General features: G+C 60.1%; 8 protein-coding genes and 2 pseudogenes. 8 read left to right on the forward strand and 2 right to left on the reverse strand.

Going from position 1 to position 13,178, the window contains the following annotated elements; translation table 11 throughout:
* Positions 1-10 precede the first annotated feature (10 nt).
* Positions 11-1,438, reverse strand: coding sequence for an arginine-ornithine antiporter (gene arcD, locus ACA041_RS15565; RefSeq protein ID WP_497441936.1), 1,428 nt, complete (start codon positions 1,436-1,438; stop codon positions 11-13).
* A gap of 431 nt (positions 1,439-1,869) precedes the next feature.
* On the opposite strand from arcD (ACA041_RS15565), the gene arcD (ACA041_RS15570) reads away from it, so the two are divergent.
* A complete protein-coding gene (arcD, locus tag ACA041_RS15570) occupies positions 1,870-3,297 on the forward strand; it encodes an arginine-ornithine antiporter (RefSeq protein WP_497441937.1) in 1,428 nt (475 codons plus the stop codon).
* A gap of 48 nt (positions 3,298-3,345) precedes the next feature.
* Entirely contained in the window at positions 3,346-4,167 is an 822-nt protein-coding gene (ppk2, locus tag ACA041_RS15575; protein WP_497441938.1) for a polyphosphate kinase 2, read from the forward strand.
* A 57-nt stretch (positions 4,168-4,224) separates the two neighbouring features.
* Here the strand turns inward: ppk2 and ACA041_RS15580 are convergent, their stop codons facing one another.
* A complete protein-coding gene (locus ACA041_RS15580) occupies positions 4,225-5,127 on the reverse strand; it encodes a LysR family transcriptional regulator (RefSeq protein ID WP_497441939.1) in 903 nt (300 codons plus the stop codon).
* A 365-nt stretch (positions 5,128-5,492) separates the two neighbouring features.
* Between ACA041_RS15580 and ACA041_RS15585 the strand changes: the two genes are divergently transcribed.
* The 6 genes and pseudogenes from ACA041_RS15585 (at position 5,493) to ACA041_RS15610 (ending at position 12,965) form a co-directional block, all read left to right on the forward strand.
* Entirely contained in the window at positions 5,493-6,830 is a 1,338-nt protein-coding gene (locus ACA041_RS15585; RefSeq protein ID WP_497442085.1) for an MFS transporter, read from the forward strand.
* A pseudogene (locus ACA041_RS15590) lies at positions 6,806-7,719 on the forward strand (Rossmann-fold NAD(P)-binding domain-containing protein); the annotation flags it as partial. The gene ACA041_RS15585 and the pseudogene ACA041_RS15590, both read left to right, overlap by 25 nt.
* Before the next feature lie 406 nt (positions 7,720-8,125).
* Positions 8,126-8,245, forward strand: a pseudogene (locus ACA041_RS15595) (DUF6124 family protein); the annotation flags it as partial.
* A 283-nt stretch (positions 8,246-8,528) separates the two neighbouring features.
* Positions 8,529-10,250 (forward strand): type I secretion system permease/ATPase, encoded by a 1,722-nt coding sequence (locus ACA041_RS15600; protein ID WP_497441940.1) that lies wholly within the window; start codon positions 8,529-8,531, stop codon positions 10,248-10,250.
* Positions 10,243-11,613, forward strand: a complete 1,371-nt coding sequence (locus ACA041_RS15605) for an HlyD family type I secretion periplasmic adaptor subunit (RefSeq protein WP_497441941.1) — start codon at positions 10,243-10,245, stop codon at positions 11,611-11,613. Before ACA041_RS15600 ends, ACA041_RS15605 begins: the two co-directional genes overlap by 8 nt.
* Before the next feature lie 2 nt (positions 11,614-11,615).
* Positions 11,616-12,965, forward strand: coding sequence for a TolC family outer membrane protein (locus tag ACA041_RS15610; RefSeq protein WP_497441942.1), 1,350 nt, complete (start codon positions 11,616-11,618; stop codon positions 12,963-12,965).
* Positions 12,966-13,178: the final 213 nt, after the last annotated feature.

Here is a 13,178-nt window from a genome sequence, read left to right on the forward strand (position 1 = left end):
ACAGTTGGTGTTACAGGGTCAGGAAACCGTCATACAGCCCGTAGGCCGCCACCAGGGCGCCCACGACGACCGCTGCGAAAATCAGCTTCTCGACGTTGGTGAAAACCGGTTTGTTGACTTCAAGCTTGGCCTTGGCGAACAGAATCGCGCCGGGGGCATAGAGCAGGGCAGACAGCAGCAGGTATTTGACGCCGCCGGCGTAGATCAGCCAGATCGCATAAATCAGGGCGATGGCACCGATGACCAGGTCTTTCTGGCGTTCGGCGGCGGCGTTTTCATAGCTCTCGCCGCGTACCGCCAGCAGCAGGGCATAGGCCGCCGACCACAGGTACGGCACCAGAATCATCGAGGTGGCGAGGTAGATCAGCGACAGGTAAGTACTGGCCGAGAACAGCGTGATGACCAGGAACACCTGGACCATGGCGTTGGTCAGCCACAAGGCGTTGACCGGCACATGGTTGGCGTTCTCCTTGCGCAGGAACGCCGGCATGGTGTGGTCCTTGGCCGCGGCGAACATGATCTCGGCACACAGCAGCACCCAGGACAGCAGGGCGCCGAGCAGGGAAATGATCAGGCCGACGCTGATCAGCGCCGCGCCCCATGGACCGACCACGTGTTCCAGCACCGCGGCCATCGACGGGTTCTGCAGCTTGGCCAGTTCTGGCTGAGTCATGATCCCGAGCGACAACACGTTCACCAGCACCAGAAACAGCAGCACGGTAATGAAGCCGATCACGGTGGCTTTACCCACGTCGCTGCGCTTTTCCGCCCGGGCTGAAAAAATACTCGCGCCTTCGATGCCGATGAACACCCAGACAGTGACCAGCATCATGTTGCGCACCTGATTCATCACGCTGCCCAGGTCCGGGTTTTTCAGGCCCCAGATGTCGGCGGTGAAGATGTCCAGCCTGAAAGCGAACACCGCGATCAGTACAAACAGCAGCAGCGGCACGATCTTGGCGACCGTCGTCACCAGGTTGATGAACGCCGCTTCCTTGATCCCGCGCAGTACGAGGAAATGCACACCCCAGAGCAGCACCGAAGCACCGATCACCGCCGCGACAGTATTGCCCTCGCCAAAAATGGGGAAGAAGTAGCCCAGGGTGCTGAACAGCAGAACGAAATAGCCGACGTTGCCCAGCCAGGCGCTGATCCAGTAACCCCAGGCAGAGGAGAACCCCATGTAATCACCGAAACCGGCCTTGGCGTAGGCGTAGACACCGCCGTCCAGATCCGGCTTGCGGTTGGCCAGGGTCTGGAAGACGAAGGCCAGGGTCAGCATGCCGACGGCGGTAATGGCCCAACCGATCAGCACGGCACCGACATCGGCGCTGGCAGCCATGTTTTGCGGCAAAGAGAAGATACCGCCACCAATCATCGAGCCGACAACCAACGCAACGAGTGCACCCAGTCGTAGTTTTCCAGGGGCTTCAGACATGGCATGACTCCAATGTGGAAGAAGAGAGAAGCAGATTAATTTCGTTTGCTACGCAACTAACTGATTTAGATCAAAGTGCGGTCATTTTCCATTAGCAATTAACAACTGGCTGCTCTTTATTTCGACACGGGACCATTGCTGGAAAACCCTGTATAGAGGCTTCGGTTTGAGGGGTAAAAATAACGCTAATCCAATGCAGTTTACACGCTAGATGGATTTCGCGTTTTGTAAAGCCCTGATTTAATCGATTCGCCGATTCGCCTTGTACCGGTAAAAACCGCTATTTCAATAAGTTGCAATACAATGATCGGCTATAAATGAAAAAATGGATAACTGGCGTTAGTTGATAAACGCATTACGCTTTATTTATTTAGTTAAACCAACGATGTGAAGGTCGGTGACGACGTCCACCCCGGGCAAGGAGACGCAACATGCCGCAACCGACGCAAAAGCTTCGCTTGAGCGCGCTGATTGCCCTGGTGGTCGGGTCGATGATTGGCGGCGGTATCTTCTCTCTGCCGCAGAACATGGCGGAACGTGCCGATGCCGGTGCCGTGCTGATCGGATGGGCGATTACCGCCGTTGGCATGCTGACCCTGGCCTTTGTCTTCCAGACCCTGGCCAATCGCAAGCCGGAACTGAACGCCGGGGTGTATGCCTATGCCAAGGCCGGCTTTGGCGACTACATGGGGTTTTCTTCGGCTTGGGGTTACTGGATGAGCGCCTGGCTGGGCAACGTCGGTTATTTCGTTCTGCTGTTCAGCACCCTGGGTTACTTCTTCCCGGTGTTTGGCCAGGGCAACACGCCAATCGCCATTGGCTGCGCCTCGGTCCTGCTCTGGTCGGTGCACTTTCTGGTGATGCGCGGGATCAAGGAGGCGGCGTTCATCAATCAACTGACCACCGTGGCCAAGATCGTGCCGCTGATCATGTTCATCGTCATTGCCGCCGTGGCTTTCAAGGTCGACATTTTCACCCGGGACATCTGGGGGCGCAGCAACCCGAACTTCGGCAGTGTGATGGATCAGGTGCGCAACATGATGCTGGTGACCGTGTTCGTGTTCATCGGTATCGAAGGCGCCAGTGTCTACTCGGCCCGGGCGCAGAAACGCTCGGATGTCGGCCGGGCCACGGTCATCGGTTTTCTTGGCGTGCTGGCGCTGCTGGTCATGGTCAACGTGCTGTCGCTGGGGATCATGAGCCAGCCCGAATTGGCCACCTTGCAAAATCCGTCGCTGGCGGCGGTCCTGGAGCACATCGTCGGCCATTGGGGCGCGCTGCTGATCAGCATCGGCCTGGCGATTTCACTGCTCGGGGCGTTGTTGTCGTGGGCGCTGCTGTGTGCCGAAATCCTCTTCGCCACGGCCAGGGACAAGACCGTGCCGGCCTTCCTGACCCGGGAAAACGCCAATCATGTACCGGTCAACGCGTTGTGGCTGACCAATATCATGATCCAGATTTTCCTGCTGATCACGCTGTTTTCCGAGGGTACATACACCAGCCTTATCTACCTCGCTTCTTCGATGATTCTGGTGCCGTACCTATGGTCGGCAGCGTATGCAGTGCTGTTGAGCGGGCGTGGTGAAACCTATGAAAACGCCTCTGCGCAGCGCACCAGGGACCTGCTGATTGGCGGCATCGCGCTCTGTTATGCAGTGTGGTTGCTGTATGCCGGTGGAATGAAATATGTGCTGCTTTCAGCGCTTCTGTATGCGCCCGGGGTGATTTTGTTCGCCAGGGCCAAGCATGAGCAGGGCAAGCCGCTGTTCACCCATTTCGAAAAGGGCATCTTTACCTGCGTCATCACCGGGGCGGGGCTGGCGGCCTATGGGCTGTACAGCGGTTTGCTGTCGTTGTGAACCAGGTTTTTTCATTGGTCAGAGACATACATTCGTGAGGTTACGGTCATGGCAAAGAATAAGAAGGGCGCTGCCAAGCGTCATTCCACCGAAAACGTGAAACTGACAAACAAAGACTATCTGGCTCAACTGCGCCAACTGCATGTCGAACTGGTCAAACTGCAGGAGTGGGTGAAACACAAAGGCATCAAGATCTGTATCGTCTTCGAGGGGCGCGATGGTGCCGGCAAGGGCGGGACGATCAAGGCGCTCACCGAACGGGTCAGCCCGCGTATCTTTCGTGTAGTGGCGTTGCCTGCGCCGACCGACCGCGAAAAGAGCCAGATGTATGTCCAGCGCTACCTGCCGTACCTGCCGGCAGCGGGCGAGGTCGTCATTTTTGATCGCAGTTGGTACAACCGGGCAGGCGTCGAGCGTGTGATGGGGTTCTGCACTGCAGAGCAGGTGGTCAATTTCCTGAAAACGGCCCCCCTTGTGGAGCGTGCGATCGTCGAGTCTGGCGTGATCCTGCTCAAGTACTGGCTGGAGGTCAGCCAGGAAGAGCAGACCCGTCGACTCCAGGCGCGGATCAAGGACGGACGCAAGATCTGGAAGCTGTCCCCTATGGACCTGAAGTCATACGGTCGCTGGTATGACTACTCCCGTGCACGTGACGAGATGTTCAAGGCGACCGATACCGACTATGCGCCGTGGCTTGTGGCCAACTCAAACGACAAGCGCCGGGCTCGCCTCAACATCCTCACCGATTTGCTCAGCCGCATCCCGTACAAGAATGTGCCACGCGAAAAAGTGACATTGCCCCAGCGGCAGAAGCCGGGTGGCTATCGAGAACCGGATTATCCGCTCAGGCGCATCCCTGAAAAGTTCTGACGGGTTCAGCGATGCTTGTACGTTCAAAGGCGGTGATGTTTGGAGGGCTTGGTCCATTCAGTCAGAGAACAACTCAAACATGAGTTGACGCAACCAACGATTGGCCGGGTCCTTGTTGTATCGCGCATGCCAGAACAGATTGATCTCGATTTTCGGCAGCTCCAGAGGCGGCGCCAGGATGGAGAGGCCGAACGGCTGTTCGCAACTGGCGGCAAATCGTTCGGGCACTGTTGCCAGCAAATCCGTGCGTTGAAGTATGTGGCCGATCGCGACGAAATGCGGAACCTCCAGGCGTATGTTTCGCTCGATGCCTTCACGTGCGAGGAAGGTGTCGACCACGCCGTGTCCGGTGTTCGCCGCTACAACACGAACGTGGTCATAGCTGCAAAAACGCTCGAGTGTCAAAGGCTCCCTGGTGGCAGGATGGTCTTTACGACACAGGCAGACGTAACGATGGTGGAACAGGCGTTGTTGAAAAAAACCCGCTTGAAGGTGCGGAAGCAGCCCGACTGCCAGGTCTATCGCACCGTTTTGCAAGCCTTCAGCCAGGGTGTCGACGTTGTTGCGCAGCGTACTGATCGAGCAACCCGGAGCGCGTTCGGCCAGGGCGTCCATCAGTCTGGGCATGAAGTAGATTTCACCGATATCCGTCATGGCCATGGTGAATCTGCGTTTGCAGTTCAGCGGATCAAAGGTGTCCTGCCGGCTGAGTGCATCGCGTAACGTTTGAATGGCCAGCGCGACCGGCTCGGCCAGTTGCCGGGCATAGGGGGTGGGCTCCATTCCCTGGTAGGTGCGCACGAAAAGTTCGTCGTTCAAGGTGGTACGCAACCGCTTGAGCGCGTTGCTGACAGCAGGTTGGGTCAGTTCGAGATTATCCGCCGCAGTCGAGACCCTGCGGTCGATCAGCAGTTGGTTGAACACCAACAGAAGATTGAGATCCAGCTCACGTAATTCCATAACGCCTCGTGCAGGTTGGCTCATGCCAGGGTCATAAACCCGTTGCCCGTCGTTGGGTCTGCACCGCTCTGAAATGGTCGCTGCAAGAGCCGCAAGCCTATCAAGTGCTACAGCGTCGCGTCCATCGCAAAGGCGGCGTGGCTTTTGCTCGTCCCTGATCTTTATTCACACTCGAAATACCAGGTATGCGGATCACTGCATTTATCACGCTTGACGCCTTGGCCATGATCGCTGCAATGCCCACATCCTGAACGGTTTACGTCACTCACCAACGACACGCATCTGGCTCAGCGAGTCGGGCACCGCGCCACTTCCGCAGGTCTGTGAACCTGCGGCTCTATAACAATGACAAAAAGAGCGATGCCATGCGTACGATCGATGTATCAGCCCTGATTGACGGGGCACGTTTCAATGCCTTCCACGCGCGCGTACTGTTCTGGTGCGCGTTGATTATCATCTTCGACGGCTATGACCTGGTCATTTATGGCGTTGTGTTGCCCTCACTGATGGCCGAGTGGGGGCTGAGTTCATTGCAGGCTGGGGCGTTGGGTAGCTGTGCGCTGGTAGGCATGATGTTGGGCGCGCTGTTTTTCGGATCATTATCTGACCGGATAGGCAGACGTAAAACCATCATGATCTGCGTCACGCTTTTCAGCGGGGTTACAGCGATCAACGGCCTGGCGCAGAGCCCGGAGGCGTTTGCGCTGTGCCGGTTCGTTGCCGGGCTGGGTATCGGTGGGGTCATGCCGAACGTTGTCGCGCTGATGAACGAGTACGCGCCCAAGCAATCGCGCAGTACCTTGGTTGCCCTCATGTTCAGTGGCTACTCTCTGGGGGGCATGTTGTCTGCCGGCCTGGGCATGGTGCTGATCCCCCTGTGGGGCTGGCAAGCAGTGTTCTATGTGGCCTTGATTCCACTGTTGGCATTGCCATTCTTAATACGACAGTTGCCCGAGTCGATGGATTTCCTTCTGCGCACCGGGCAGACACTCAAGGCCCAGTCGCTATTGACGCAGGCCGTACCGGATTATGTGCCAGACGCAACCGACCAGTTAAACCGCATCGCCGCTAAAGGCTCGAACGTTTCGATTTCACAGCTATTCCGGGAGGGGCGCAAGTTGAGCACCTTCATGCTCTGGCTGGCGTTTTTCTGTTGCCTGCTGATGGTCTATGCGCTGAGCTCCTGGTTACCAAAACTCATGAGCGCCGCCGGATACGGATTGAACTCGAGCCTGGCGTTTCTGGTGGCGCTGAATCTTGGTGCGATTATCGGCGCGGTAGCTGGTGGGTGGCTGGGCGATCGAATCGGCATTGGCAAGGTCCTGTTCGTCTTCTTCTGTTGCGGGGCGTTGGCCCTGAGTCTGCTTGCGCTCAAGGCGCCATTGCCGGTGCTGTATTTGCTCATTGCCGTTGCCGGTGCGTGCACCATCGGCACCCAAATCCTGGCCAACGCCTGTACCGTGCAATATTACCCGCCGCAGATACGGGCTACCGGTCTTGGTTGGGCGATGGGCGTGGGTCGCACTGGTGCAATCATCGGTCCGTTGCTGGGCGGCGCCTTGCATGCCTCTTCGCTGCCGTTACAGGCGAGCTTCCTCATCTTTGCCATTCCGGGACTGGTCGGGGCGATAGCCATTCTGGTGTTCCTGATCCAAAACGCATCGAGCCGTCAGGGCTCGGCGTCCAGCCAATATTCACATTGATGATGCTGGGCATCGCCGAACCCTAACGGCAAATCGCCGACCGCACGCTCGATCCATGGCAGGATATCTGGTTCGAATGGCGCCGTGGCGAGGATGCCGGCTACCTGAGCGCCAGCCTGGCCGAAGGGGTAGGGCAGTCTTCGGTGCACCGTGCGGACTTTCTCGACGCGTTGGCCAGCAGTTGCCCGAGGGAATCGCCCAGTTCGGCAAGCGCGCGATCCGCGTGGAGCAGGATGCCGGACAGGCCCGCGTGTTGTTCACCGATGGCAGCGAACATCGCTGCGATCTGTTGATCGCTGCTGACGGCATCAAGTCTTCGATCCGTGACCATGTTCTCCAAGGCCTTGGCCACCCCCTCGCGGCACCCCGCTTCAGCGGCACTTGCGCCTACCGCGGAATGATCGACAGTCAACAGTTGCGCGCGGCCTACCGGGCTCGGGGTGTCGATGAACACCTGGTCGATGTCCCGCAGATGTACTTGGGACTCGATGCACACATCTTCACGTTCCCGGTCAAACAAGGCCGACTGATCAACGTGGTGGCTTTCACTTCCGACCGCAGTCGGCCTGACCCGGTCTGGCCGAGCGATTCCCCATGGGTTCGCAATGCCACCCAGGAAGAGATGCTGGCTGCCTCACAAGTGCTGGCAAGCCGGCCACAGGCTGTGCTGGAGGCCTATGACGCCATCCGCCGTCCGCGTGCCTGTCGTGTGCAGCGCACCTCCTGGGAAGCCGGCGAACTCTATGAACTGCGCGATCCGGTTGTCGCCGACAACGAGCAGATGCTGGGTACAACCCTCGCAGAGCGTTTCGAGTGGCTGTGGGATCACGATATGCAGTCCGACCTGCAAGAGGCTCGCGATCAGTTGGGTTGGAAAGTACTTGCCTAGGGCTTGAACCCACATGCACGAGGCGGGGTTGCACCGACACCGCAGTCCCGCCCACACCAGCCCCATCAAGGCCATTCGAGATCGCTTGTTTAAACGCCCTACACCTTACTTCCTGAGAGCTACAAGATATTGCGTCGTTGCCTACAGGTACGCCAGAATCCGCCGGCTTGTGCGCCTTGGGGTTGCTCGGTAACTTGATTCGCGTCACTGCCCATCAGTGATCGTGTTTAGTAGCTCGGTGGTTTTAATCCAAGACGTACAACGCTTCTACCAGTCAGGCTTTGCGCCTGCTTTCTGATGGTGGCTGTACGTAGGGCGCCCTTGGGCGCGCCGGTTTCTTGGATTCCCCGGTCTACTAACCTGCGTACAGCTGCCACCCCTTCTTTAGTAGGGATGGGTGATGGCCCAATTCAGGAATCCTCTGGACGGCGGGTCGCGCAATGCGCTGCTGGGTATTTCGAACAGCGTGATGCTGGCGGAGATCACGGCCAACCGGGTGCTGGACCAGATCGATCCGCCTGAATAGTTATGCCAACGGCAAGTGGGTGGCTGCCATGACTTGCGAGTTCGAGCGACAAGCAAGGGTGGAGCTGCCCGATTCCCGCCCGTCAGCTACGTGAAAACCCAGTCCTTGGCGCCGGCACTAACCCATGGTGTCGTTGTCAGTTATGGGCGCCTGTAGCGACGAGGACCGTCTCTGATAGCGGCACGTCAGCCTACATTTAGTGTTTTCTCCAGGTTTGCTGGGCAAAACGCTCGCGATGGATTGCGTCTGGACCGACTTTTCCTTTGCGAGCGACATTTTATTTATGGGTTTGCTTCTCGATCCGCGTCATGAAATTGATGCCGCGTTATTAAGTTATCGCCGTGTTTTCTGGTCCCTGGCACTGTTCAGTGGGGTGATCAACCTGCTGGTGCTGGTGCCGTCGCTCTACATGATGCAGGTGTACGACCGGGTCCTCACCAGTCGCAACGAAACCACGTTGTTCATGCTCACCTTGATCGCCCTGGGACTGTTCATGTTCAGCGCCCTGATCGAGTGGGTGCGCGGCGAGGTGATGATTCGCATGAGCGCGGGGCTGGACGATGCCTTGGGCGAGCGGATTTTCGACGCTGCTTTCGCCCGCAGCCTGCGCGAGCACAACGCCAACCCGGCGCAGGTGCTCACCGATCTGGCGACGCTGCGGCAGTTGATTACCGGCCAGGGCCTGATTGCCTTGCTCGATGCGCCGTGGTTGCCCATCTTCGTGCTGGTGGCGTTCATCTTTCATCCCTGGTTCGGCGTGCTGACGCTGGTTCTGGCACTGGTGCTGATCGGCCTGGCATTGTGGGGCGAGTTGGCGACTCGCACACGCCTGGGCGAAGCCAATCGGCTGGGCGTGCAGTCTTCGAGCTATGTCAACAGCACGTTGCACAATGCCGAGGTCATCCAGGCCTTGGGCATGCTCGGGCCGTTGCGCCAGCGCTGGAGTCTGCTGCAGCAACGCATCATTGCCGCCCAGGCCCATGCCAGCGATCGCAGCGCGCGTATCACTTCGATGACCCGTTTCGTGCGCATCTCCGGACAGTCGCTGGCCCTGGGCCTGGGGGCGTTGCTGGTGCTTGAAGGCCAATTGTCGGCAGGCATGATGATTGCGATGTCGCTGCTGCTGGGCCGTGCACTGGCGCCCGTGGAAATCGCCATTGGTTCGTGGAAGCAATTCAACGCCGGCCGCCAGAGCTACCAGCGCCTGAGCCAATTGCTTGACGAACATCCGCGCGAGCGCCTGCGCATGCCTTTGCCAGCGCCCACCGGCGCGGTGCGCCTGGAGCAGTTGTATGTCGGCCCACCCGGTGCTGCGCAACCGATCGTGCGGGGCATCAATTTCAGCCTGGGCAAAGGTGAGGTGCTTGCCGTCGTCGGCCCCAGCGCCAGTGGCAAGTCGACACTGGCCAGGGCGCTGGTCGGGGTATGGCCGGCCATGGGCGGGTCGGTGCGCCTGGACGACGCCGAGATCAGCCAATGGTCCCACGACGCCCTGGGTCCGCACCTCGGGTACCTGCCGCAAGACATCGAGCTGTTCGATGGCACTGTGGCCGACAACATTGCCCGTTTCGGCGAGCAGGACGCCGACAAGATCATCGCCGCCGGGCGTCACGCCGGTATCCACGAGATGATCCTGCGGTTCCCCAAGGGTTACGACACGCCGCTGGGCCCCGGCGGGCTTGGGTTGTCCGGCGGCCAAAAGCAACGCCTCGGCCTGGCCCGCGCGCTTTACGGGCGCCCGTCGCTGATCGTGCTCGATGAGCCCAACTCCAACCTCGATGAAGCCGGTGAGGTGGCGCTGGTGCAGGCCATCAGTGCGCTCAAGACCGCTGGCAGCACCGTGGTGCTGATTACCCATCGGCCTAATGTGCTGGCGGTGGTCGATCAGATCCTGGTGCTCAAGGACGGCACCCAACAAGCATTCGGTCCACGGGATCGGGTGCTCAAGGCATTGATGCCGGGGCCAAGACCGGCCGCGGTCAAAGAGGCTGGTAAAGATGCGTGATCTGACCCCCAAGGCTAAGACGTACAGCGAGCAGGGGCTGAGCGTACGCGGCGACAGCACGCTGCCTGGCGCCAGTACCGACGCCGGGGGGGCGGCACGCTATGGTGTGGCTTTCCTGGTCCTGACCCTGGGCGGCTTCCTGCTCTGGGCCTGCCTGGCGCCGCTCGACCAAGGCGTCGTGGGCAGCGGCACCGTGGTGGTGGCGGGCGAACGCAAGGCGGTGCAGTCGTTGGTCGGTGGGGTGGTGGAAAAGCTGCTGGTCAGCGATGGCGACCGCGTCACCCAAGGGCAGTTGCTGGTGCAGTTCAACACGGTGCAGGCGCAGTCGCAACGGGACGTGACCCTGGGCAAGTTGCTCAACGATCGCAGCGTCGAGGCGCGGTTGATTGCCGAGCGCCTGGGCTCAGCCGAGATCCAATGGCCCGCCGAACTGCTGGCACATGCCGACGAGCCGCGGGTCAAGGCGGCCATGGCCTTGCAGCGCCAGTTGTTCCTGACGCGCCGTGCAGAGCTGGGCAGCCGCCTGCAGATCATCGAACACGAAGCCGCGGCGTTGCAGCAGCAATTGCTCGGCTACGAAGGCGTCAAGCGCAACTACGACGCGCAGATGCGCTTCCAGCAGCAGGAACTCGAAGGCCTGCGTGATTTGGCCCATGAAGGCTACGTTCCGCGCAACAAACTCTTTGAGGCCGAGCGCAACGCAGCCCAATTGGCCGGGCAGATTGCCTCCGGGGTGGGCGATGTCGGCAGGACCCGCCAGGCGATCAACGAAAGCCGGCTCAAGGCCTTGCAGGCGCAGCAGGAATTTCGCCGCGATGCCGAAACCCAGCTCAGCGAGGTCTCTGCCGAGGCGGCAGGTTATGCCGATCAAATTCGTGCCTTGCAGTTTGAAGTCGACAACGGAGCGATCCGGGCGCCGGTGTCCGGGCAGGTCATGGACCTGAGCATCCATACGGTCGGCGGCGTTGCCCAGGCCGGCCAGACCCTGATGCAGGTGGTGCCGCTGGATGCACCGATGGCGATCACCGCGCGCTTCGAGCCGCTGATGGCCAATAAGTTGCGCCCGGGGCTGCCGGTGCATGTGCATTTCACCGCGCTGCAACGGGTGGATACGCCGACCGTCACCGGCACGGTGCAGACCGTGTCGGCGGACCAGTTGATCGATGAACAGACTCACCAGCCGTACTTCTCCGCCAAGGTCGAGATTGCCGCCGACACCGTCGCCTCGCTGCAGGTCGCCGGCCTGCTGGTGCGCCCCGGCATGCTCGCCGATGTCACGGTGGTGACGGGGGAACGCACCTTGATGAATTACCTGATGAAACCACTGCGCGAACGCTTGCTTGCAGCCTTCAAAGAGGAATGAGCATGACCGACCGTTGCCGCTATCGCTACGCTGTACTACTGGGTTTGTGTGCCAACTGGGCCGCTATCAATCCCGTAGGGGCCGCCGAAGAAGGCCTGAACCTGACCGCTGCCTACGACGCCTCGCGGCTCAATGACCCGACCGTGCAATCGGCAGCCCACGCCTTTGACGCGTCCAGCCATGAAGAGGAGATTGGCCGCGGCGGCCTCTATCCGCAAGTGTCGCTGACGTCGCGCTACGGTTACGGCGGACGTATCGACGGCGGCGATGACAACAGCTACGTCAACAGTAACGACTACCAGGCGAACAGCGTCACCCTGGCGGCGCAACAACCGCTCTATGACAAGGGGCGCTGGGCGGCGTATCAGGAGGGCAAGGCGCGGGGGCAGCTGGGTACCCAGCTGTTCGACGTTGCCGGCCAGACCCTGTTCGACCGGGTTGCCAAAGGCTATTTCGACGTCGCCCGTGCCGAGAACGAGATCAAGTTGATCGCCCAGCAAAAGACCGCCATCAATGGGTTGGTGACGCAGAGCAAAAAGCTTTATCAGGGCGGCGAGGGCGCGATCACCGATATTGACGAGGCCCAGGCCCGGCTCGATCTCGTCGACGCCCAGGAGGCTGAAGCCCAGGCCCGCCGCGTGGCGGCGTTGCGGGCGTTGTCCGGTCGCGCCAGCGTGCCGATCGAGGACATCCAGCCGATGCGCGAAGAACTGCCCACCGGTAGCCCGATACCGCCGGAGCGGGATTTGACGTACTGGACGGCGATTGCCCGTGAAGCCAGTCCCGATCTGGCCTCCCGGCTGGCGGCGGTGAAAGTCGCCGAGGCGCAGGCTGACAGTCAGCGCGCCGGGCATTACCCGACCTTGTCGCTGACCACCCAGCTAACCCGCCGGGAAAGCCCTCAGTACCAGGAGCTCGACCCGCGCCAGGACTCTTATTACGTGGGGGTTCAGTTGGATATTCCGTTGTATCGCGGCGGGGCGGTACGTGCCTCGGTGGCGAAGGCCGAAGCGCAATTGGCCGGTGCCCAGTCGGACTACGATGTGCAGCGTCAACAGTTGGCCGAGGACATTGAGGCCGATTATCTGGGTGTCGTGGCCGGTTTTGCCAAGAGCAAGGCGATGCAGCGGGCGGTGGACTCCAATCAGCGGGCGCTGACCTCGACGGAAAAAGGCTTCCAGGGTGGCGTGCGTTCCACAGTGGACATTCTGGATGCGCAACAGCGGGTGTTCCAGGCCCGTCGAGACCTGCTCAACACCAAGCTCGACATGCTGCAAAGCTACGTGAGCCTGCACACCCACACGGGCCAGATGAACCGCGCGATCCTGGAACAGGTGCAACGCCTGTTCTGAAAAGCCTGGGGTTCCCACCAAAGCTCAAGATCGCAGCCTATCTCCGTGGCGAGAGAGCAAGCTCCCTCGCCACGAAACAAACATGATCAGTCAGGTTGAATGCATATCCTGTGGGAGCGGGCTTGCTCGCGAAAGCGGTGGGCCAGTCAGCATTCATAGTGAATGTGCCGCCGCCTTCGTGGGCAAGTCGGATCGCCGCACCGCCGCTCCCAC

It is taken from the genome of Pseudomonas sp. LBUM1676 (genome assembly GCF_059695605.1).